Genomic DNA, 22,650 nt, shown 5'->3' with positions numbered 1-22,650 from the left:
CAATAGTAAGATGATTTAACAAAATGCAAGCAGGGTAATGAAGAACATGTTTATCCTAGAATGGTAAGGTATAGATGCTTATTCTCAGGTGCAAAAGTTCAGTGAATAATATGTACAAGCTGAAATCAACAGAAAATGAAATGATTTAATCCATTTCTAGTTGGCAACACTACTATTATAAAGGAATCAGCTCTTAGATGGGTAAGAAAATAACGTTATTCGACAAATTTCCCGGGAAATAATACGAAACTTTATTTCGGAAATATCTTATTTATCATTTATATTATAAAATGCTGCACCCGGTAAATTACCCGCCCAAAAGACAAATATAATAATAAATGAATAAGGTGCAATACAAGCCTTTCTGCTAAATTCATGTTATTATAGTAGAATATGTGTTGAATTATCATGTTGTTGTCTTCCAGGAAATTTTATTAAAATATTATGGATATGAAAAAGAAAAGGGATGGCGCAGCTAAATTCATTTTTATAAGTATTTATTTTTGCTAGAACGAGGTGCAGTAGTATATGAACCAATCGAAAAAAATTACAGAAGGAGCATTGGTAATTGCGATTTTAGTTGCAATATTAGTGGCTTCCTTGTTTCCGATACTTAGTTTAATTACAGCTTTTGTATTGCCTGTTCCTTTTATTTTCTATGTGAAGCGTCATGGAGTGAAGGCAGGTCTTGTTGTGACAGTGGCAACTACTTTTATTTCTACATTACTGCTGTCGTATATTATTCTTCCGTTAATAATAGTTGCTGCAGCAGGAGGAATTTTTATCGGCCATGCGATGTATAAAAAGAATACTGCCTATGAAACACTGGCTCAAGGTACATTTGGTTTTATTATTGGAATGCTCATTTCTTTTATCTTTATTCAAACATTGATGGGTGTTAATATTATGACTGAATTTGGTCAGGTTGTAGAGGAATCTGTTAATACCAGTACATCTATGATTGAAAGTATTAATCCTTCGCTGAATGAAGAAGACATAAAGGTGCTGATAGATACACAAATCAATTTATTGCAGCAATTAATTCCAACCTTTATGGTTCTTTTTGCTTTTATTTCAGCATTTATTACTCAATGGATCAGCTATAAGTGGTTTAACCGGGTGGAAAAAGAAAAGCTCTATTTTCCGCCATTTCGTGAACTGCAATTTCCTAGTGCGATTATTTGGGTTTATCTGTTAGCATTAATTCTATCTGTTATCGACTTTCAAGAAGGAAGCACGATGCATTTTGGTGCGCAGAATTTATTGATGATTGTTGGAATCGCCTTGTCATTGCAGGGGTTCTCATTCATTTTTTATTATGCATATATCAAAAAAATACCAAAAGTATTTCCTATTTTAATTGTTATTGCAACAATTCTTTTTCCAACATTTCTTCTTTATTTCGTGCGAATCTTAGGTATAATTGATATAGGTTTCCGGTTAAGAGGCCGGTTGAAGTAGGTAAAACAGAGAGTTTATATGACAGCTCATGGTTTTAAAGCAGAAAATCAGTAAGTTGGATTTTCTGCTTAAGAATACATTTGCGATAAAAGCTACATTTTTAATTCTAAATAAAAAAGCAAGACAGATTGTTGGATTTTGAAGGAGCTGAATGCCGTGCCGGATTTAGAGAATAGACCAGCATTAAGCAAGCACGTATGGATTATTTATATCCTTACTTTTATTTTGCTTGTATGTGTGTGGTACTATCAATGGATAGTTGGCTTAATAATGACAGTTGTCTTTGCTGCTTCATTTTATTATAGTATTCGAACGGAAAAGGTGCTTCTTGATGAAGCAGAGGAATATATATCAACTATTTCTCATCGCGTAAAGAAAGTTGGTTCTGAGGCATTGCTGGAGATGCCTTTTGGAATTATTCTGTTCAATGATAACTATCAGGTAGAATGGTCCAATCCATTTATGAATCAATTTAAGACGAACAAGGATACAATTATCGGTGAATCTCTTAATAATTTATCAGAGGATTTAATTCCGATGATTATAGATAACAGGAACGAGATTTGGGTAGAAATTGGCGATTATACGTTTCTTTGTGTAATTAAAAAGGAAGAAAAGCTGCTCTATTTCCTTGATCGGACAGAACATCAGGAGCTGAAGGAACGTTATTATAATGAACAGACGGTTCTTGCCATTATCTTCTTAGATAATTATGAAGAAATCACACAAAATATGGATGATACGGCAAAGAGCCAATTGAACTCTCAAGTAACAGCTGTTCTCAATAACTGGTCCAGCCGTTATGGGCTTTATTTGAAGCGGACGTCACAGGAGAGATTCTTAGCTGTTGGAAATATAGAAATTCTCGAAGAGCTGGAAAAAGTAAAATTCGCCATTTTAGATGAAGTACGGGAAATGGGAGGCTCTGAGAGCAATCCGGTTACATTGAGTATCGGGGTTGGTGCTGGAAATATGTCGCTGCCTGAAATTGGAGAGGTTGCGCAATCGAGCTTAGATTTAGCCTTAGGCCGCGGCGGCGATCAGGTCGCTATTAAGGATGAGAATGGGAAGGTACGTTTTTACGGGGGAAAGACCAACCCAATGGAAAAGCGTACTCGTGTAAGAGCCAGAGTTATCTCTCATGCGCTTAAAGAGTTGGTTCGTGCAAGTGATAATGTTATCATTATGGGACATAAATCACCGGATATGGATGCAATTGGTGCAGCGATTGGTGTTTTGAATATTGCTAAGACAAATGATGTCCCCGGCTATATTGTGTTTGATGAGAACGATGTAGAGACAGGTGTTTCCAAGCTGATGGATCATATTCGACGGGACGAAGAGCTTTGGGAGCAATTTGTCAGTCCTGAAGAAGCAGAAGACCTGATGGCAGATCAGCAAAGTCTATTAATTGTTGTGGATACTCATAAACCGAATATGGTTGCAGTGGAAAGTTTATTAAACTATACCGATTATAAAATTGTTATCGACCATCATCGCCGGGCAGAAGAATTTATTGATAACCCAACGCTTGTTTATATGGAGCCTTATGCATCATCCACTGCAGAGCTCGTTACAGAGCTACTGGAGTATCAACCAAAAGGAACGAAGCTGAAAATGCTGGAGGCAACAGCACTATTAGCCGGGATTATCGTTGATACCAAAAGCTTTACATTGCGTACCGGCTCCAGAACTTTTGATGCAGCATCTTATCTCAGATCGCAGGGAGCAGATACAGTACTGGTACAGCGTCTTCTTAAAGAGGATTTGGATGTTTTTGTCCAGCGCAGTCATATTATCGAAAGAACACAAATATACAATGATCATATTGCTATTGCCAAAGCGCCGAGCGGAAAAGCATATAGCCCGGTGCTGATTGCCCAGGCTGCAGATACCCTGCTTACAATGGAAGGTATCTCAGCATCATTTGTTATCTCAGAAAGGTCCGATGGCAGAGTTGGAATCAGTGCCAGATCATTGGGAGATGTAAATGTCCAGATCATTATGGAAAAAATGAATGGCGGCGGACATTTAACGAATGCTGCTACGCAAATTGAAGGCAAAACAATAGACGAGGCAAAAGAAATGCTGGTAGAGATTATTGATGAATTAGAGTATAAAAAAGGGAGAGATTCAGAATGAAAGTTATTTTCTTAAAAGATGTAAAAGGGAAAGCAAAAAAAGGCGATGTTAAAAATGTTCCTGACGGCTATGCTCGTAATTACCTGTTAAAAAATAATTTGGCAGAAGAAGCTACTTCCGGAAACTTAAAAGCACTTGATGCGAAAAAGAAAAAACAGGATAAATTAGAAATAGAAGAAAAAGAGAGTGCGATAAATTTAAAAGATAAATTAGCTGATTTAACAGTTGAACTAGAAGCAAAATCTGGTGAAAATGGACGTTTATTCGGTTCCATTACAAGTAAGCAAATTGCAGAAGCTTTAAACAAACAGCATGGCCACAAGCTTGATAAGCGTAAAATTGAATTAGATGAGCCGATTCGTGCATTAGGATATACAAATGTTCCGGTTAAATTACATCCGGAGGTATCTGGTTCTGTAAAAGTTCATGTAAAAGAAAAATAATAAGTAATCTATACAAACAGAGAAAATGAAAAGAAATTGGCATAAAAGAAGTACGCCGGTTTCTTTTTTTCTCACTCGTATAACAGGAATACGGAGGAGAGAGAATGAGTGCAGCTTTTGATCGTACACCGCCCCATAATATAGAAGCAGAGCAATCTGTTTTAGGTGCTGTTTTTTTAGAACCGACAGCATTTGTACAAGCTTCTGAAATATTAATTCCAGAGGATTTCTACCGTGCAAGCCACCAGCTTATTTTTACTGCAATGATGACTTTATCTGATCGTGGTGAACCGATAGATGTTGTTACGGTTACTACGTTTTTAAATGATAGGAAGCAGCTGGAGGAAGCAGGCGGGGTAACCTACTTAACAGAGCTGGCTGAGAGTGTGCCGACAGCAGCTAACGTTGAATATTACAGTAAAATGGTAGAGGAGAAATCAACACTCCGCCGTTTGATCCGGAAAGCAACAGATATTGTAACAGCATCCTTTGAAAAAGAAGATGAGGTTGAAGATGTTTTAAACGATGCAGAAAAAAGCATTTTAGAGGTTTCCGGACGTAAAAATTCAGGGGCTTTTAAAAATATAAAAGACGTTTTGATTAGCGTATATGACAATATTGAGCAGCTTCATCAGCAAAAAGGTGATGTGACCGGAGTTCCAACTGGATTCTTAGATTTGGACCGGATTACATCGGGATTTCAGCGGAATGACTTAATAATTATTGCAGCACGGCCTTCTGTGGGGAAAACAGCATTTGCACTAAATGTGGCTCAGAATGTTGCAGTAAAAACGGATGAAAATGTTGCTATTTTCAGCTTGGAGATGGGAGCAGATCAGCTGGTTCAGCGTATGCTTTGTGCAGAGGGGAATATTGATGCACAGCGTCTAAGAAATGGCCAGCTGCAGGCAGATGACTGGAGTAAGCTCACCATGGCGATGGGCTCGTTATCAAATGCAGGAATTTATATTGATGATACGCCAGGGGTGCGTGTGAATGAAATTCGTTCCAAGTGCCGGCGCCTGAAACAGGAGCATGGACTGGGAATGATTCTAATTGATTATCTGCAGCTTATTCAAGGAAGCGGCAGCTCAAAGGAAAACCGGCAGCAGGAGGTCTCTGAGATTTCCCGTTCCTTAAAGGCGTTAGCCCGTGAGCTCGAGGTTCCGCTTATTGCCTTATCTCAGCTTTCCCGCGGTGTGGAGTCAAGACAGGATAAACGGCCGATGATGTCAGATATCCGTGAATCAGGAAGTATTGAGCAGGATGCGGATATTGTAGGTTTCCTATATCGTGATGATTATTATGATAAAGAAACTGAGAAGCAAAATATTATTGAGATTATTATTGCTAAACAGCGTAATGGACCAACTGGCACCGTAGAGCTTGCTTTTGTAAAAGAATATAATAAATTTGTGGATTTAGATCATCGTTACGGGGAAGGGGATATTCCGCCGGCGATGTAGATAATCTGCGTGCTATTCTAAAGAGATATGATTTTCATTTTATGAATGAGAGTCATATCTTTTTTAGTTTTTTAACAAACTATATAGTGGATATTTAGTTTTTGTAGTAGAAGGAATTCTCAATGGAGCTGGGGAAGTTGCTAAAGGGCCTGTCAACGATACCAATTTTGGATATCGTGATGACATTGAAGCAATTGAATATGATCCTGAAGGTGCAAAAGAATTATTAGCAGAGGCAGGGTATGAGGATGGTTTTTCAACAACAATTTGGACCAATGATACGCAGGAAAGGATTGATGTAGCAACATATGTTCAATCTTTACTGGCTGATATTGGTATTGATGTGACGATTCAGGAATTTGAATGGGGAACTTATATCGAGCGGACAAGTAACGGAGAGCATGATATGTTTATTTTCGGATTGTCTCTTGGAACACACGATGCAGATTATCCAATGCATATGCTATTTCATTCTGATAATGCTGGACCTCCAGGAAACCGTACGATGATGCGTGATGATACATTTGATGAAATGCTTTATGAGGCTCGAATCGAGCAAGATGAAGAAACTCGTCTGGATATGTATGTGGAAGCTGCAAATTATTTGAATGAACAATCACCTATGGCCTTCTTATATCATCCAAATGAAATTATGGGTTATCGTAATGAAGTACAAGGTTTTTGGACGGATGCATCTGGATTATATCAGTTGAAGGATATCACAATTCAATAATAGATACAGAAAGAGAAGAGGCTATGTGCCTCTCTTTTTTTGCAAGAAAAGGGAATCATAATAATATACAGCAGCAGTTTTCCAAAAACGGAAAGCGTGTCAGTTTTCTAAAAGATAACATGAAAAGGATAGTTTTTCAGCATGGAAAAAAGTATTTCTGCTATGTATTTAAAGAGAAAAACAAGAAATTTATTAGGTATTTCAGATTATTCGACAAAACAGGATATTTGAACCAGAATTTTTTAGAGAAAAGTAAATAATTGTAACTTTAAACGAAAAGTAATTATATGTTGGGAGATCGGGGCTAAGGCCTGTAAAAACGGGCTTTTGAAAGCTTTCTAGTTCATTATCGCTTTAATACTTTACCTTGAAAAAGAAATAAATCAATTAATTTATTATTCCCAATAGTTTTAGTGATTATATTAAGATATTTCATAATTTTAGTAATTTAATACTATTATTGAATTTTAAAAGTAGATAGATTAAAATAGAGAAGTAAGACTATTATATAAATTAAGAGGGGAGTACGAATATGCAATTTTCAAAAAAGTCTTTATTATTTTTAATTTTTGGTCTTTTACTCAGTTTTGTTTTGGTGGCGTGTGCAAGCGAACCAGATGAAAGCGGAAACAATGAATCTGAAGGTGATGGAGAAGGAACTTCAGAAGAAGAAGCAGTTGAGGGCGGCGAGCTTGTTATTGCTAACCAGTCTGACGCAGTTTCACTTGATCCGGCAGGTTCAAACGATACGCCATCCAGTAACGTACAAGCAAATATCTATGAAACACTTGTACATTTAGATGCAGATATGCAATTACAGCCTGGTCTTGCTACAGAGTGGGAAGCAGTAGAAGATAATGTATGGGAATTTAAATTACGTGATGATGTCACCTTCCACGATGGCAGTGAATTTAATGCAGAAGTGGTCAAAGCAAACATCGACCGTATTCTAGATCCGGACGTAGCTTCACCACGTTTCTTCCTTTATGAAATGGTAGAGGAAGTAGAGGTAGTAGATGATTACACTGTACGTTTCGTAACAGAGTATCCATTTGCACCATTCCCGGCACATATTGCACATAACGGTGGTGGAATGGTTTCTAAGGATGCAATTGACGCAGATTATGAAGCGATGGAAAATGGCGAAGAGCCAGGAACTTATATTAGTGAAAACCCAGTTGGTACAGGTTACTTTAAATTCGATTCCTGGAACCCTGGTACAGAAATCCGTTTAGTGAAGAATGAAGACTATTGGGGAGAGCCTGCACACCTTGATTCTGTTGTGTTTAAGGTTGTAAGTGAAGGTCTTACTCGTGTGGCGGAACTTCAAACTGGGGACTCTCATATTGTTGACCCTCTAAACGTAAATGATGTGGAGCAAGTAGAAGGAACTGATGGTGTTCATGTAGCTCCACAAGAAAGTGTAAGCTTATCTTATATTGGATTTAATGTTCAAAAAGAGCCGTTTGATAATCCAGATGTACGTAAAGCAATCAATATGGCAATTGATAAAAGCCAAATTATTGATGGTATTTACAATGGAATTGGGATTCCAGCCGTTGGTCCATTAGCACCGCCGGTATTTGGTTATGACGAAAATGCACCTGGTCTGGAGTATAATTTAGATGAAGCGAAGCAATTGTTAGCAGATGCTGGCTATGAAGATGGTTTCTCTACAACAATCTGGACAAATGATACACAAGAACGTATTGATGCTGCAACAAACGTTCAATCTCAGTTAAAAGAATTGAATATTGATGTAGAAGTAGAAGTGATGGAGTGGGGTACGTATTTAGACAGAACAGCTCAAGGAGATCATGAAATGTTTGTACTTGGCTGGTCAACTGTAACTGGGGATGCTGATTATGGATTATATCCATTATTCCATTCTGATAATGTAGGTGAACCTGGTAACCGTACTTTCCTCGAAAATGATGATTTAGACGCTATGCTTGAAGATGCCCGCCGTGAGGAAGACGAAGATACTCGTCTGCAGCTTTACAGTGATATTCAGGCGGAACTAACAGAGCTTGCTCCAATGCTTTACCTTCATCATCAAGAGTATCTGCTGGGTGTAAGTGATGATGTACAGGGATTAACACAATTACCGACTCAGATTTTGCAATTACATGATGTATCTTTAAAACAATAATTAAATAAATATCAACAGCCGTTTCTCTTTTATTGAAGAGAAGCGGCTGTTTTTATGTGCAGAAAACATCCATATAAATAAAGTTTCACGCTACTATTAATCCGTTATGCAGACTTCTAACCGTCCCGACTTATCATGACAACTGATAAAAAAATAAACTGCCAAGCATTAGCAATAGAGTTATGATTCCTGTGATAAATGGAATCATGTACTTTTGTGGAACCAGCTCAGAAAGCGGACGTCGATCTGAATCAGACATTCTGCTGAAAAAATGCTGAAAGCTGTAAAAAACAATATCAAAAAATCTTCCTTTTATTACATAACCGGCCATAGCGTATAAAATAAGAGCAGCTCCAATGATAAAAGAAACATTTATATAGGATAAAAGATCAACTCGATGGTAAAAAATAAAACAAAACAAAAATATAAATAAATGAGAAATACCAATCCAAATCAAGATTTTTTTAACCATAACAGTAATATCCTCCAAAAAAATATATGTATTAGTATATCACTAAATAAGGATGTTCAAAATCTCAAAAAGAACACTGAAAAAACACAATTTTCCTTCTATAGGAAAATTCGAAAACAATAAATTTACAAAATTATTACATAACAAATGGACTAAAAAAGCTATTTTTTTGGAAAAATATACAAAAACAATCAAATTTCACTCGTAAATAATGACAAAGATTAGGACGTTAAAGTGTTAATACAAAGGCTTTGCAATGGATTTGTAAGCGATTAAACAAGTTGAATTATCTATTATTTCTGTATTGGGGAAATTATTAAAAAAATTTACATATAAAGTAAATGTGGTGTAATATGTAACTTGTAATCTAAAAAAGGGGTGTACAGAAAAAGTGAAAAAGTCTAAATATTATCTCATTATTGTTTTGGCGTTAACAATGTTTGTCATCTCAGCATGTGGATCAAACAATGATAATGAAGGAAGTTCAGATAACGGCGACTCATCTGCTTCAGGTGAGCAAGTATTAAATATGGTAGAAACAGCAGAAATTCCAACAGGAGATCCTGCCTTGGCTACAGATGCTGCCAGTTTCATCGTATTTGGACAAACAATGGAAGGCCTTTATGTATTAGATGGGGAAGATCAACCGGTTCCAGCTATTGCTGATGGTGATCCGGAAATAAGTGAAGATGGTCTTGTTTATACATTTAAATTAAAAGAAGACGCAAAATGGTCCAATGGAGATCCTGTGACAGCGCATGATTTTGTTTATGCATGGCAAAGAGCCTTAAATCCTGACACTGGTTCACAATATGCATATATGTTCTCAGGAGTTATTGAAAACGCAACAGATATTATGAATGGTGATGCAGCTGTAGAAGAGTTAGGTGCAGAAGCCGTAGATGATTATACTTTAGAAATAACTTTGGAACAACCCGTGGAATACTTAAATTCATTATTGGCTTTTGGTACGTATTTGCCATTAAATGAAGATTTTGTAGAAGAAAAAGGTGACAGCTTCGGAACCAACAGTGATAACATGCTTGCAAATGGTCCATTTGTATTGACAGGTTGGGATGGTTCCGGATTAACCTGGACATATGAAAAAAATGAAGAATACTATGATATAGATAATGTAAGCCTTGATAAAGTAAATGTACAAGTTGCTAAAGAGCCAAGTACAGCTGTAAACCTGTATGAAACAGGAGAAGCTGACCGTACAGCTGCATTAAGCTCAGAGTATGCAAAACAATATGCTAACCATGAAGATGCTTCAACATTTGAAGAAGGAAGCTCCTGGTATCTTAAATTTAACCAGGAACGTGATGGCGAAGAAACACCATTAGCAAATGAAAATATCCGTAAAGCACTGGCAATGGCTTTTGATAAAGAAGCATTTGCAGAACAAGTTCTTTCAAATGGTTCCATTCCTAGTGACGGTTATGTACCACGCGGTTTAGCTGTAAATCCTGAAACAGGAGAAGATTTCCGTGAAGAAAGTGGAAACCTGATCAGCTATGATGTGGAAAAAGCACAAGAATACTGGAATAAAGGTTTAGAAGAATTAGGTGTAGATGAACTTTCTCTAGATTACTTGAGTGATGATACTGAAAATGCAAAAAGAACTGCTGAATATTTCAAAAATCAATTAGAGACAAATCTTGATGGTTTAACACTTAATTTAGAAAATGTACCATTTAAAAACCGTTTAGATAGAACAACAGCTCAAGATTACGATGTAGTAATGCACGGCTGGGGACCAGATTACCTGGATCCACTTACTTTCTTAGATTTATATGTTACAGATGGAGCGAATAACCAAGCAAGTATTTCCAATGAAGAATACGATCAGCTTATTGAAGATGCAAAAGTAACTTATGCAAATGATCCTGAAAAACGCTGGGAAGCAATGCTTGAAGCTGAAAGAATTCTCGTTCAGGAAGACACAGCAATTGCACCTATTTACCAACGCGGAAGATTAACACTTATTAAGCCGTATGTAAAAGGTTTAGAAGAGCATTTGTTTGGCCCTGATTATTCACTAAAAAATGTAACAATCGAAAAATAATGTTTCTTAAAAGCGCGCATTCAAAAGTCCGCTGAAATTAATATTGTATGGAAAAGAGAGAGACTTTTAGTGAAAAGTGCTCTCTTTTCCTCATTTTTACAGAAGTTTAGAATATTTTCATTTATTCGTATATAAGGAGGACACAATATGGCGAAATATATTACCAAGCGGATAATTTATTTGATTATTACGCTGTTTATTATTGCTTCTGTTACCTTTTTTCTAATGAAGTTTCTGCCGGGTACCCCATTCTCAAATGAGGAACGGTTAACAATTGAGCAACGTGAAATTTTAAATGCGAAGTATGGATTGGATCAGCCTATTCCTATTCAGTATATGAACTACATGGTAAATATCGTAAAAGGTGATCTAGGTGTATCCTTTCAGTTCGAAAACCAACCTGTTATGGATTTATTGATGAATCGGATTGGACCTTCGATGCAGCTTGGTGTACAGGCTATGATTATAGGTACAATCATCGGTATTGCGCTTGGAGTACTTGCTGCTATGTTCCAGAATACATGGATTGATTATGGAAGCACCTTTTTAGCTATACTCGGTAAATCAATTCCTTCCTTTGTTTTAGCAGCATTATTACAATATTACATTGGAGTAAAATTGGGATGGCTGCCAGTCGCCTCATGGAATGGTTTCTCTTCATCTATTTTACCCACCATTGCGTTAGCTTGTTTCCCAATAGCTACAGCAGCGCGTTTTATGAGGACAGAACTGATAGAAGTATTTGGATCTGATTATATTACACTAGCAAAAGCAAAAGGAAATTCACGTGGCGAAGTAGCTGTGAAGCATGCTATTCGTAATGCGTTAATTCCTTTAATTACGGTTTTAGGACCGATGGCTGTCGGACTAATGACCGGTTCGATGGTTGTGGAAAAAGTATTTGCTGTACCGGGGATTGGTGAGCAATTTGTGAAATCAATTATGACAAATGATTTCCCTATTATTATGGGAACCACTTTATTTTTTGCTTTCTTACTGACGGTTATTATTTTAATTATTGATATCCTGTATGGAATTATCGATCCGAGAATTCGTCTGAATGGAGGCGATAAATAATGAATAGAGAAGAAATAAAAGAAATACCGAAAGAACAATTTGAGCCTGCTCCGATTGATCATGAAGCTGGCGAGAGGCTGGAGAAACCGCAGCTTTCGTTTATGAAGGATGCCTGGCTGCGGGTTCGAAAGAATAAAGCTGCTATCGTCAGTTTAATTATTTTGGCACTGATAGTTATTATGGCTATTATTGGACCACATCTTTCGGGTCATGATGGTTACGAGCAGGATGTCGCGAAAAGTAACCTTCCACCGCGTGTACCAGTTTTAGAGAATATGGGTATCTTTGACGGCACTCAGAAAGTTGGCGGGGAAGAAGTAAATAAATACGAACAAATGAATATAGAAGAATACTACTGGTTTGGTACGGACAGCCTTGGAAGAGACTTATTTACCCGTGTCTGGCTTGGAACGAGAGTTTCTCTATATATTGCTGTATTAGCAGCTGCCATTGATATGCTGGTCGGTGTTATTTATGGTTTAGTTTCCGGATTTAAAGGCGGTAGAACAGATAATGTGATGCAGCGTATTTTGGAAGTTATTTCTGGTATTCCAAACCTGATTGTAGTAATTTTAATGCTTTTAATCCTGAAACCAGGTATCATGTCTATCACGATAGCGATGGTTATTACGGGATGGGTCGGTATGGCCAGGGTCGTACGTGGACAAGTTCTTAAATTAAAAGATCAGGAATATATACTGGCCTCGCGGACATTAGGTGCAAAAAATAATCGATTACTGTTTAAGCATCTGCTGCCGAATTTATCAGGCGTTATTATTATAAACACAATGTTCACGATTCCCAGTGCTATTTTCTTTGAGGCTTTCTTAAGCTTTATCGGAATTGGATTACAGGCTCCATCGGCATCCTTAGGTACACTGATTGAGGACGGTTATAAAACGTTTCAATTTTTACCTCATCTGATGATTATTCCGTGTATCCTTATCTGTGTGATTTTGATTGTATGTAATTTAATTGGAGATGGACTACGTGATGCATTTGATCCAAAAATGCGCGATTAAAGTTGAGGTGAAATGATATGAAAAAATTATTAGAAGTAAAAGATCTTCATATATCGTTCCATACATTTGCCGGGGAAGTGCAGGCAATCCGTGGTGTAGACTTTGATTTATACGAAGGTGAGACACTTGCGATTGTTGGAGAATCTGGTTCAGGTAAATCGGTAACAACAAAGTCAATTATGAGATTGCTTCCGCAGGGTAATTCTGAAATTAAATCAGGAGAGATTCTTTTTAATGGAGAGAATCTCGCAACGGCGTCGGAAAAGAAGATGCAAAAAATCCGCGGAAAAGATATTTCAATGATTTTCCAGGATCCAATGACTTCACTGAATCCTACCATGACTATTGGTAAGCAGATTATGGAACCATTAATAAAACATCGAGATTTGAGTAAAAGTGAAGCATCAAAGCGGGCGGTAAAATTGTTGGATCTGGTTGGTATTTCAAAACCGGAGACGCGTTTGAAACAATATCCGCATCAATTTTCAGGTGGAATGAGACAGCGTGTGGTTATTGCAATTGCACTGGCCTGTGCTCCGAAGGTATTAATCGCGGATGAACCGACAACTGCTCTGGATGTAACAATTCAAGGGCAAATATTGGATTTGATGAAGGATCTGCAAAAGAAAATTGAAACATCTATTATATTTATTACACATGATTTAGGTGTGGTAGCCAATGTTGCTGACCGTGTGGCTGTTATGTACGGCGGTAAAATTGTCGAAGTAGGGACAGTAGATGAGATATTTTATAATCCGCAGCACCCATATACATGGGGATTAATCAGCTCAATGCCTAGTCTGGATTCACAGGATGAGGAGCTGTTTGTGATTCCCGGTACACCGCCGGACCTGCTCCATCCGCCTAAGGGCGATGCGTTTGCACCGAGAAATCCTTATGCTATGAAAATAGACAAGGAAGAAGAGCCGCCAATGTTTAAAGTATCTGATACGCATTATGCGGCAACCTGGCTGCTGCATCCAGATGCACCTAAAGTAGAGCCCCCATTGGCAGTTCAAGAGCGGCAGGCGAAGTTCCGCGCTTCTATAAAGGGGGACAAGTAAAATGGCAGAGAAACTGTTAGAAGTAAAAAATCTGAAGCAATATTTTAATATCGGCAAGCCAAAGGAAGTACGGGCTGTTGATGATATAAGCTTTGATATTTATAAAGGTGAGACCCTTGGACTGGTTGGAGAATCAGGCTGTGGGAAGTCAACAACAGGAAGAACACTGATTCGTTTGTATAACGCTACAGGCGGAGAAGTTCTCTATAATGGCGTAAATGTTCATGGTAAAAAATCTGGTAAGGAATTAAAAGAATTCAACCAAAAAATGCAGATGATTTTTCAGGATCCTTATGCATCACTGAATCCAAGAATGAAGATATCTGACATTATTGCAGAGGGCATCGATATTCATGGGCTTGCTAAATCGCCAAAAGAACGATTGGAAAAGGTTCACAAGCTTCTTGAAACAGTAGGGCTGAATAAGGAGCATGCTAATCGCTATCCGCATGAATTTTCCGGGGGGCAGCGGCAAAGAATCGGGATTGCCCGTGCACTTGCGGTAGAACCGGAATTTATTATCGCTGACGAACCAATATCTGCTCTGGATGTATCTATTCAGGCACAGGTAGTTAATCTGTTGAAAAAATTGCAAAAAGAACGTGGATTAACCTATTTGTTTATTGCCCATGATTTATCCATGGTCAAATATATCAGTGATCGGATTGGCGTTATGTATTTCGGGAAATTGGTTGAGCTGGCATCTGCAGATGATTTGTATCGGAATCCGGTTCATCCATACACGCAATCACTGCTTTCAGCAATACCTCTTCCAGATCCGGAATATGAACGCACAAGGAAACGGCAAGCATACCATCCAGATGTTCATCAGTATGAGGATGGAGAGGACGTCCGTATGCGTGAAATTTCTCCGGGGCATTTTGTTAACTGTTCAGAAAAAGAGTTTGAACAATATAAAGCAAACTATAATCATAATAAGTAAGTCATTTTAACCCACTAAAATACCCCGTATCAAACCAGTAAAAGCCTGGCTTGATACGGGGTATTTGCTTGTTAATCATGTGTAGAGGATCATGCTTTTATTTACAAAAAGCATGACAGCTCTATGAACGAACAATTGGTTTTATAATATTACATAGCATACATGAAATCTCTCTATAGTCGGTATGCCCAGGTAAGTTGCTTAAGCATTCACCTGTGGCTGATGTTCACCGGAGCGTATTGCCTCCATATGGTGACAAGCTGCACGATGGCCGTCCTTCATACCTTCTGTGTTCCGAAGTTCAGGTACTTTTGTACGGCATAAATCCGTTGCAAATGGACAGCGGGTATGGAAGCGGCAGCCCTCTGGAGGATCAATCGGAGAAGGCACATCTCCTTTTAACATAATGCGTTCTTTTTCCTTCTCAACGTCTGTACTAGGTATTGCTGACAGCAGAGCCTTTGTGTAAGGGTGCATATTATTGGTGAATAATGAATTTTTATCTGCTATCTCGACCACTTTTCCTAAGTACATCACAATGATTCGATCGGAAATATGACGAACAACACCTAAATCATGGGAAATGAAAAGGTACGTTAATTTAAATTCGCGCTGCAGCTTTTTTAATAAGTTGATTACCTGAGCCTGAATGGACACATCAAGCGCAGAAACAGCTTCATCTGCAATAATTAACCTTGGGTTTACTGATAAGGCCCGGGCGATACCAATACGTTGACGTTGTCCGCCACTGAACTCATGCGGATAGCGGTCTGCCTGATGCGGTCCGAGACCAACTGTATCCATTAATTCTTTGACACGATCATTTCTTTCTTTTTTCGGTACAGCATTTTGAATTTCCATTGCTTCTGTTAAGATTTGTCGTACAGTGTGACGAGGATTAATCGAAGCATATGGATCCTGGAAGATAATTTGCATATCTTTACGGAATTTATTCATTTCTTTTTTGTTCAGCTCAAGAATGTTAGTATTATCGAATTCTACTTCCCCGGCAGTTGGCTCATCCAGGCGGAGAATGGCTCGTCCAGTTGTTGATTTTCCGCAGCCGGATTCTCCTACAATACTAAGTGTTTCTCCCTCGAAAATTTCAAAGGATACGTCATCTACTGCTTTTACGTGATTAATAGTACGTCCAAAAATCCCGCCTTTAATCGGGAAATATTGTTTTAAGTCATTTACTTTAAGAAGTACTTTCTGATCGCTCATAAACGTTCACCTCCGGATCTCCATCCCATTCATCAGAATAAATCCAGCAACGAATTTGGTTACCATCTTCATCTGTTTCTAAATCAGGTAATTTATTTCGGCATAAATCCGTTGCGAATGGGCATCTTGGTGCAAATCGGCAGCCCTTAGGCATATCAGCAGGACTGGGAACAGACCCTTTAATAACTGCCAAATCTCCTTCAATATCTTGATCGTATTGAGGAATAGATTCCATTAAACCGACAGTATATGGATGTTTTGGTTCCGTGAATAATGTTTTCTTATCGGTAAATTCAACCACTTTACCGCAATACATAACGGCAACATAATCACAGGTCTCGGCAACAACGCCTAAGTCATGCGTAATTAATAAAATACCCATATCTAATTTTTCCTGCAATTCTTTCATTAAATCCAAAATTTGTGCCTGAATTGTTACGTCCAGGGCTGTTGTCGGCTCGTCGGCAATAAGTAGATCAGGATTACATGCAAGAGCAATTGCGATCATTACACGTTGGCGCATTCCGCCCGATAGCTCAAAAGGATATTGATCGACACGCTTCTCTGGAGAAGGAATTCCTACAAGCTTTAACATATCAACAGATTTTTTCTTTGCTTCTTTCTTACTGAGTCCCTGATGAATACGGAATGATTCACCAATTTGCTGTCCAACGGTAAAGGTTGGATTAAGAGAAGTCATTGGTTCCTGGAAAATCATTGATATTTCATTACCACGGATTTTACGCATCTGTGCTTCGCTTTTATCTAAGAGGTTTTCTCCCTTGAAGAGAATTTCTCCCCCTTTGACTTTTCCCGGTTCTTCAATCAGGCGAAGAATAGATAATGAGGTAATACTTTTACCGGAACCAGATTCTCCAACGACACCCAGTACTTTCCCTTTTGGAATACTAAATGAAACGCCATCTACAGCCTTTACTTCTAAATCCTTTGTGAAGAAAGAAGTCTGTAAATTTTTAATTTCTAATATATTATCATATGAAGTGTCAGGTGCACCTGTCATAGTAAGTAGCTCCTTTCTAAAATCTAGTAATTAAAGAATACTAGTCTAAATCAATTCGCTTGTTCAATAAACGGTAAGCAACGTCTACAACTAAGTTTACAAAAACGAAAAGAAGTGACGCAACTAAAATGGTACCTTGAACAACTGGGAAATCACGAGCCTGAATAGAATCGATAATTAATTTACCCATTCCATTAACAGCGAATACAGACTCTGTTAACACAGCTCCGCCAAGAAGTCCGCCAAATTGTAAACCAACTACAGTAACAATAGGAATCAGTGCATTTTTCAATGCATGACGATAAATAACGATTTGTTCTTTTACCCCTTTGGCACGGGCAGTCCGGATATAATCCTGGCCAATAACATCCAGCATGCTGGATCGGGTCATACGTGCAATAATGGCTGCACTGCTTGTACCTAATGTGATAACAGGCAAGACAATTTGACTGAAGCTGCCCCATCCTGAAGGGCTGAACCAAGCTGTATTACTAAAGAAAGGTACCCAGGATGGTAAATCAATTCCAATCGCAAACCATTGAATTAACATTAAACCAAGCCAGAAGTTTGGCATAGATAAACCGAATAAAGCTATCAGCATAAGTGTTGTATCAATTGCAGAATATTTACGTGTGGCAGAAATAATACCGACAATTAATCCTACAAATACAGCTAATACTGTACTATAAAAGGCGAGTTCGACAGTTACCCAAAATCTGGCGCCGATTTCAGACGAGACATCCCGTCCGCTTCGCATCGAGGTTCCTAAATCACCTTGGACAGCATTGGTTACATAATCTAAGTACTGTTTTGGCAGCGGGTCATTTAAGCCCAGCCGCTCTCTGATGTTATCAATTTGTTCCTGTGGAGCACCTTCGCCGGCAATTACTTGCGCAGGGTCTCCGGGAACCAAATGCATCATACTAAACACGATAATAGATACACCGATTAATACAGGTATCGTTTGTAAAATACGTCGAATGATAAATTGAAACAAAATGGTTCACCTCTTTCTATTCTCTCGTTTTTGGATCAAATGCATCACGTAATCCATCTCCAAGTAAGTTAAATGCTAAAACAGCTACGACAATAGCAAGCCCCGGGAATAATGCTACATGGGGTGCGTTATATAAGTAGTTTCTTCCGTCACTCAGCATCGCTCCCCATTCCGGTGTAGGAGGCTGTGCTCCCAAACCTAAGAAGGAAAGTCCACTGGCGGATAGAATCGCTGTAGCAATACTTAACGTAGCTTGAACGATAATTGGAGAGGTGATATTAGGTAAAATATGTTTGAAAATAATTCTGGAATCGCTGGCTCCCAGCGCTCTCATAGCATCAATATACTCCAGCTTTTTCACAGATAAAGTAGAGCCCCGGACAATTCTGGCGAAAATAGGTATAGATGAAATAGCAACAGCAATAATTACATTAAACATACTACCACCTAAAACAGTAACAATAGTTAAAGCTAATAGAATACTAGGGAATGCTAATAAAACATCCATAATACGCATGATAATACTGTCTGTCCGTTTTCCATAATATCCTGCGATAATGCCGAGAAATATCCCGATAGTTGCCCCGAGTAAGATAGAGAAAAAGCCTATCATTAGAGTTAATCCAGTTCCTTGGATTACCCTGCTGAATATATCTCTTCCAAAGTTATCTGTTCCAAACCAATGATCAGAAGATGGTGTAGCCAGTTTATTGGTTACATCTTGATCATATAGAGGATCGTAGGGGGTTAAGTAAGGCCCGACAAGAGCAATAATGATAAGTAAAATGATTAAAACACCGCCGACAACAGCCGACTTATTTTTCTTAAGTTTATTAAAGACGCTTTTCCAGCTTTTAAGTCGGGGATTAGGCGGCTTGATAGCTGTCTGCGGCTTTTCGATATGTTCGTTTGAACGACTCATCGGTTTTTTTCATCCTTTCTCTCGTGTTATAGGTCAGTCTTGATTATATCATGAAAAAGTTTGTAGAAATATATTTGATTTTAAAATCATGAAAAGATACATATTTTTTAAAATTGTCGAAAAACGTAAAACCTTGATACAAAAGGGTTTATTTAAATGAATAATGTGAGAATGCTACTAAATTTGTAATACTATTTCAAATACGAAAATTTGTATTAATTAAAAAAGACACCCTTTTCTAATTTATTAAAATCTAATTTAAGGAATGCTAACGGACTTGAGGAACTTAATTCTTCTATAATAATGTAATTATAAAATAGACAGCCAATGTGAATATGACCTGATTTCAAAGCACTCTAAAATATGAGAGAGACGAAAATGCATTTATATGCTTTCCTATATAAGAGCAGGAAGGATTGTCGAAAATCTAGTATAATGATAATAATTTAAGATATATCATGATTAAGTGATTATAAAGAGGTGGAATTTCGTGAAGAAGAAATTTGTTTGGAATCCTGCTAGAATTTTCTTTCATAATACGGGGACAGAGAAATTAGAAACTCTTGCAAAAGAAGGCTGGAGTGTAGAGAAGTTACGATTGGGCGGCCTGCTTTTTCAATTGAAAGAAGATGAGCCTAAGGAAGTACAGTATCGTATAGATTTTCAGTCTTTTCAAAATACAGATGAAGCTATGCCTCAAACAGACGAGGGCTGGGAACTGGTCGATGCGCTCGATTATATGGCGGTTTTTCAGGGCTCGCCGGAAGCCTTGTCAATGGAAGGAAACCAGGAACAGCTGCTGGAGCAATTGAATCAGGAAGGAAGATTGTTAGGTAAATATACAATTCTTTCAAGCATTTTTTTAATTATTTTCTTTATTTTACATATAAAAGTGGGCTGGGATCTGATAAAAATGATTCTGCTTGGAGGAATTATTATGGGTGGAATTGCATTTCTCCTGGTGTTGGCTTTGTATATTTTAAATAGGTATAGACGGTATAACTTGAAAAACACGTAATAACAATGAAAAAAGATGGAAATATTAGAGTAATAAAACATGTCGAATTGTAATATAAGAGAGTATTTAAAAGTAAACCGCAGGAAAAGGCAGAAAAGATCACATTGTATGGAACAGATGAGATAAACTGCTTAAAACTCTTGGGAAACGGCGTTATAGGCTGTTTGAGATTTTCCATAAATATACCTATAATAAATAGAGTTGCCTAGAAACAGGCGAACACATCTAAATGGATGCCGTAAAATAAATGAGTCTATAGTTGATTCATTTATTTTTGTTTACAGGATAAACCGTTCCGGAGCACCATAGATTGATTTGCCTTCAAACAGATGTACTACCAATCAAAATAAAATAGAGAGGTGATTATATGGCAGTAGTTGAAGCAAAAAACCTGTCTAAAATTTTTGGTAAAAATATCGGCCAATCTATCAAAATGTTAGATCAAGGTATGACCAAAGAAGAAATATTGAAAAAGACAGGGAATACTGTCGGAGTAAATCGTGCCAGTTTCTCTGTAGAAGAAGGAGAAATATTCGTCATAATGGGGCTGTCAGGTAGTGGGAAGTCTACTTTAGTCCGATTAGTAAATCGTTTAATTGATCCAAGTGAAGGATCTATCCTTATTGATGGAAAAGAATTAGCGACATTAGATAAAAAAGCATTAAGACAAGTACGTCGTGAAAAATTAGGAATGGTATTCCAGCAATTCGCGCTCTTTCCGCATCGTACCATCTTACAAAATGCAGGATTCGGTTTAGAAGTACAAGGCGTTGATAAAGCTGAACGGGAAAAACGTGCAGAAGAATCATTAAAGCTTGTGGGATTAGGTGACTATATGCATCAGAAACCTGGCCAGCTATCTGGCGGGATGCAGCAGCGTGTAGGACTGGCCCGTGCTTTGGCTAACGATCCAAAAGTACTGTTAATGGATGAAGCTTTCTCAGCACTTGATCCGCTTATCCGTAAAGAAATGCAGGATGAGTTAATTGATTTACAATCTACGATGAAGAAAACCATTATCTTTATTACGCATGACCTTGATGAAGCTCTTCGTTTAGGAGATCGAATAGCGTTAATGAAGGATGGAGTTATTGTACAAATCGGAACACCGGAAGAAATTCTAATGAATCCGGCAAATGACTACGTTGAGAAATTTGTGGAAGATGTAGACCGCTCGAAAATCCTCACTGCAAGTCATATCATGAAGCGTCCGGAGACAATCAATATTGATAAGCACGGTCCTAGAGCAGCGTTAGAAAGAATGCGCAAGGAAGGAATCTCAAGCATTCTTGTTGTTGATGAAAAACGACGATTACAAGGTTATGTCACAGCAGACGATGCTTCCGAAGCTCGTAAAAAGGAAGTGTCAGATATTAAAAAAATCTTAAAAACAGATATATTAAAAGTTGCACCGGATACACCGATGCAAGAAATTTTCTCTATGATTTACGATACTCCTATCCCGATTGCAGTTGTGGGCGATGATAATCGTTTAAACGGAATTATTGTCCGGGGAGCGGTATTGGCCGCACTTGCAAATGATGGTGAGGTGAATATGGATGCTTGATTTTATGGATAAAATACCATTAGCAGAATGGACTGAGTCAGCGACAAGTTGGATTCAGGATACATTTGCATTTCTTTTCGAACCAATTAAAGACCATTTTGGCAATTTTATGGACTTTGTATCTGGAGATCTACTGCCAGGTATCCCGCCAATTCTGTTTATCTTAATTGTTGCCGTGATTGCATTCTTTGTTTCCGGTAAGAAGTTAGGATTAGCGGTGTTCTCTATCATTGGTCTATGGTTTGTATATAACCAGGGATTATGGGATGCGTTAATGTCTACAGTGACTTTGGTTATTTTAGCAAGTTTATTGTCTGTCATTATTGGTGTACCAGTGGGAATATTAATGGCAAAAAGCAAAATTGCCAATTCGATTCTTACACCAGTATTAGACTTTATGCAGACAATGCCGGCATTCGTATATTTAATCCCGGCGGTAGCATTCTTCGGAATCGGGATGGTTCCAGGTGTATTCGCATCTCTTATTTTTGCGACACCGCCGACTGTCCGTTTTACAAACTTAGGTATCCGCCAGGTTTCTAATGATTTAATTGAAGCATCTGATTCATTCGGTGCTACAGGGTCACAGAAGCTGTTTAAAGTAGAATTACCTATGGCAAAAGGAACGATTATGGCTGGTATTAACCAGACGGTAATGCTTGCACTTTCAATGGTTGTAATTGCGTCAATGATTGGTGCGCCGGGACTTGGAAGTCAAGTGCTTTCTTCTCTCCAACGTGCATCTGTCGGTACCGGATTTGTTGCTGGTATCGGAATTGTAATTCTGGCGATTATTATTGACCGTATTACACAAAATATGAATAAAGCAAAAAGATAAATCTGCATGACAATCTTTTC

Annotated in this window: 19 protein-coding genes; 14 read left to right on the top strand and 5 right to left on the bottom strand. The window is 38.0% G+C overall.

The window, feature by feature from the left end; all coding sequences use genetic code 11:
* Positions 1 to 528: 528 nt before the first annotated feature.
* The 6 genes from OSO01_RS21505 (at position 529) to OSO01_RS21480 (ending at position 8,397) form a co-directional block, all read left to right on the top strand.
* Positions 529 to 1,461: a YybS family protein gene (locus OSO01_RS21505; RefSeq protein ID WP_147212519.1), complete on the top strand. Its 933-nt coding sequence runs from the start codon at positions 529 to 531 to the stop codon at positions 1,459 to 1,461.
* Positions 1,462 to 1,617: 156 nt separating this feature from the next.
* A complete protein-coding gene (locus OSO01_RS21500) occupies positions 1,618 to 3,603 on the top strand; it encodes a DHH family phosphoesterase (RefSeq protein ID WP_147212518.1) in 1,986 nt (661 codons plus the stop codon).
* On the top strand, positions 3,600 to 4,046 hold the full coding sequence (gene rplI, locus OSO01_RS21495; RefSeq protein WP_147212517.1) for a 50S ribosomal protein L9: 447 nt from the start codon (positions 3,600 to 3,602) through the stop codon (positions 4,044 to 4,046). Before OSO01_RS21500 ends, rplI begins: the two co-directional genes overlap by 4 nt.
* Positions 4,047 to 4,150: 104 nt before the next feature.
* On the top strand, positions 4,151 to 5,512 hold the full coding sequence (dnaB, locus tag OSO01_RS21490; RefSeq protein WP_147212516.1) for a replicative DNA helicase: 1,362 nt from the start codon (positions 4,151 to 4,153) through the stop codon (positions 5,510 to 5,512).
* 115 nt (positions 5,513 to 5,627) lie between these two features.
* The gene (locus tag OSO01_RS21485; RefSeq protein ID WP_147212515.1) at positions 5,628 to 6,245 is read left to right on the top strand and encodes an ABC transporter substrate-binding protein; all 618 of its coding nucleotides are present in this window, start codon (positions 5,628 to 5,630) and stop codon (positions 6,243 to 6,245) included.
* A 532-nt stretch (positions 6,246 to 6,777) separates the two neighbouring features.
* Positions 6,778 to 8,397 carry a glutathione ABC transporter substrate-binding protein gene (locus tag OSO01_RS21480; protein WP_147212514.1) on the top strand — a complete coding sequence of 540 codons (1,620 nt, stop codon included), beginning with the start codon at positions 6,778 to 6,780 and terminating at the stop codon, positions 8,395 to 8,397.
* Between the two features lie 133 nt (positions 8,398 to 8,530).
* Here OSO01_RS21480 and OSO01_RS21475 read toward each other — a convergent pair whose 3' ends face one another.
* Complete coding sequence (locus OSO01_RS21475; RefSeq protein ID WP_147212513.1) at positions 8,531 to 8,869, bottom strand: DUF3899 domain-containing protein; 339 nt, start codon at positions 8,867 to 8,869, stop codon at positions 8,531 to 8,533.
* Between the two features lie 391 nt (positions 8,870 to 9,260).
* On the opposite strand from OSO01_RS21475, the gene OSO01_RS21470 reads away from it, so the two are divergent.
* The 5 genes from OSO01_RS21470 (at position 9,261) to OSO01_RS21450 (ending at position 15,043) form a co-directional block, all read left to right on the top strand.
* Positions 9,261 to 10,937 (top strand): peptide ABC transporter substrate-binding protein, encoded by a 1,677-nt coding sequence (locus OSO01_RS21470; protein ID WP_147212512.1) that lies wholly within the window; start codon positions 9,261 to 9,263, stop codon positions 10,935 to 10,937.
* 147 nt (positions 10,938 to 11,084) lie between these two features.
* Positions 11,085 to 12,014, top strand: a complete 930-nt coding sequence (opp3b, locus tag OSO01_RS21465) for an oligopeptide ABC transporter permease (RefSeq protein WP_147212511.1) — start codon at positions 11,085 to 11,087, stop codon at positions 12,012 to 12,014.
* Positions 12,014 to 13,036, top strand: a complete 1,023-nt coding sequence (gene opp3C / locus OSO01_RS21460; protein ID WP_147212510.1) for an oligopeptide ABC transporter permease — start codon at positions 12,014 to 12,016, stop codon at positions 13,034 to 13,036. Before opp3b ends, opp3C begins: the two co-directional genes overlap by 1 nt.
* Positions 13,037 to 13,053: 17 nt before the next feature.
* The gene (locus tag OSO01_RS21455) at positions 13,054 to 14,100 is read left to right on the top strand and encodes an ABC transporter ATP-binding protein (RefSeq protein WP_147212509.1); all 1,047 of its coding nucleotides are present in this window, start codon (positions 13,054 to 13,056) and stop codon (positions 14,098 to 14,100) included.
* A 1-nt stretch (position 14,101) separates the two neighbouring features.
* A complete protein-coding gene (locus tag OSO01_RS21450) occupies positions 14,102 to 15,043 on the top strand; it encodes an ABC transporter ATP-binding protein (RefSeq protein ID WP_147212508.1) in 942 nt (313 codons plus the stop codon).
* 201 nt (positions 15,044 to 15,244) lie between these two features.
* On the opposite strand, the gene OSO01_RS21445 is transcribed toward OSO01_RS21450, so the two are convergent.
* From OSO01_RS21445 to nikC, 4 genes are read right to left on the bottom strand one after another with little or no spacing between them, the layout of a single operon-like run.
* Positions 15,245 to 16,267: an ABC transporter ATP-binding protein gene (locus tag OSO01_RS21445; protein ID WP_147212507.1), complete on the bottom strand. Its 1,023-nt coding sequence runs from the start codon at positions 16,265 to 16,267 to the stop codon at positions 15,245 to 15,247.
* Positions 16,242 to 17,288, bottom strand: a complete 1,047-nt coding sequence (locus tag OSO01_RS21440; protein WP_147212506.1) for an ABC transporter ATP-binding protein — start codon at positions 17,286 to 17,288, stop codon at positions 16,242 to 16,244. Before OSO01_RS21440 ends, OSO01_RS21445 begins: the two co-directional genes overlap by 26 nt.
* Positions 17,289 to 17,328: 40 nt before the next feature.
* Positions 17,329 to 18,285 carry an ABC transporter permease gene (locus OSO01_RS21435; protein WP_147212505.1) on the bottom strand — a complete coding sequence of 319 codons (957 nt, stop codon included), beginning with the start codon at positions 18,283 to 18,285 and terminating at the stop codon, positions 17,329 to 17,331.
* A 16-nt stretch (positions 18,286 to 18,301) separates the two neighbouring features.
* Positions 18,302 to 19,207 carry a nickel transporter permease gene (nikC, locus tag OSO01_RS21430; protein ID WP_147212504.1) on the bottom strand — a complete coding sequence of 302 codons (906 nt, stop codon included), beginning with the start codon at positions 19,205 to 19,207 and terminating at the stop codon, positions 18,302 to 18,304.
* Positions 19,208 to 19,697: 490 nt separating this feature from the next.
* Here nikC and OSO01_RS21425 point away from each other — a divergent pair, with 490 nt between their 5' ends.
* The 3 genes from OSO01_RS21425 (at position 19,698) to OSO01_RS21415 (ending at position 22,630) form a co-directional block, all read left to right on the top strand.
* Positions 19,698 to 20,225 carry a DUF2812 domain-containing protein gene (locus OSO01_RS21425; RefSeq protein ID WP_186813734.1) on the top strand — a complete coding sequence of 176 codons (528 nt, stop codon included), beginning with the start codon at positions 19,698 to 19,700 and terminating at the stop codon, positions 20,223 to 20,225.
* 367 nt (positions 20,226 to 20,592) lie between these two features.
* Positions 20,593 to 21,792 carry a quaternary amine ABC transporter ATP-binding protein gene (locus OSO01_RS21420; protein ID WP_147212502.1) on the top strand — a complete coding sequence of 400 codons (1,200 nt, stop codon included), beginning with the start codon at positions 20,593 to 20,595 and terminating at the stop codon, positions 21,790 to 21,792.
* The gene (locus tag OSO01_RS21415; protein ID WP_147212501.1) at positions 21,785 to 22,630 is read left to right on the top strand and encodes an ABC transporter permease; all 846 of its coding nucleotides are present in this window, start codon (positions 21,785 to 21,787) and stop codon (positions 22,628 to 22,630) included. The genes OSO01_RS21420 and OSO01_RS21415 overlap by 8 nt, the downstream gene beginning before the upstream one ends.
* The last annotated feature ends 20 nt before the right edge of the window (positions 22,631 to 22,650 follow it).

This window comes from Oceanobacillus sojae (genome assembly GCF_007991515.1).
Lineage (GTDB): Bacteria > Bacillota > Bacilli > Bacillales > Amphibacillaceae > Oceanobacillus > Oceanobacillus sojae.
This window is presented reverse-complemented; position numbering and strand designations above follow the sequence as displayed.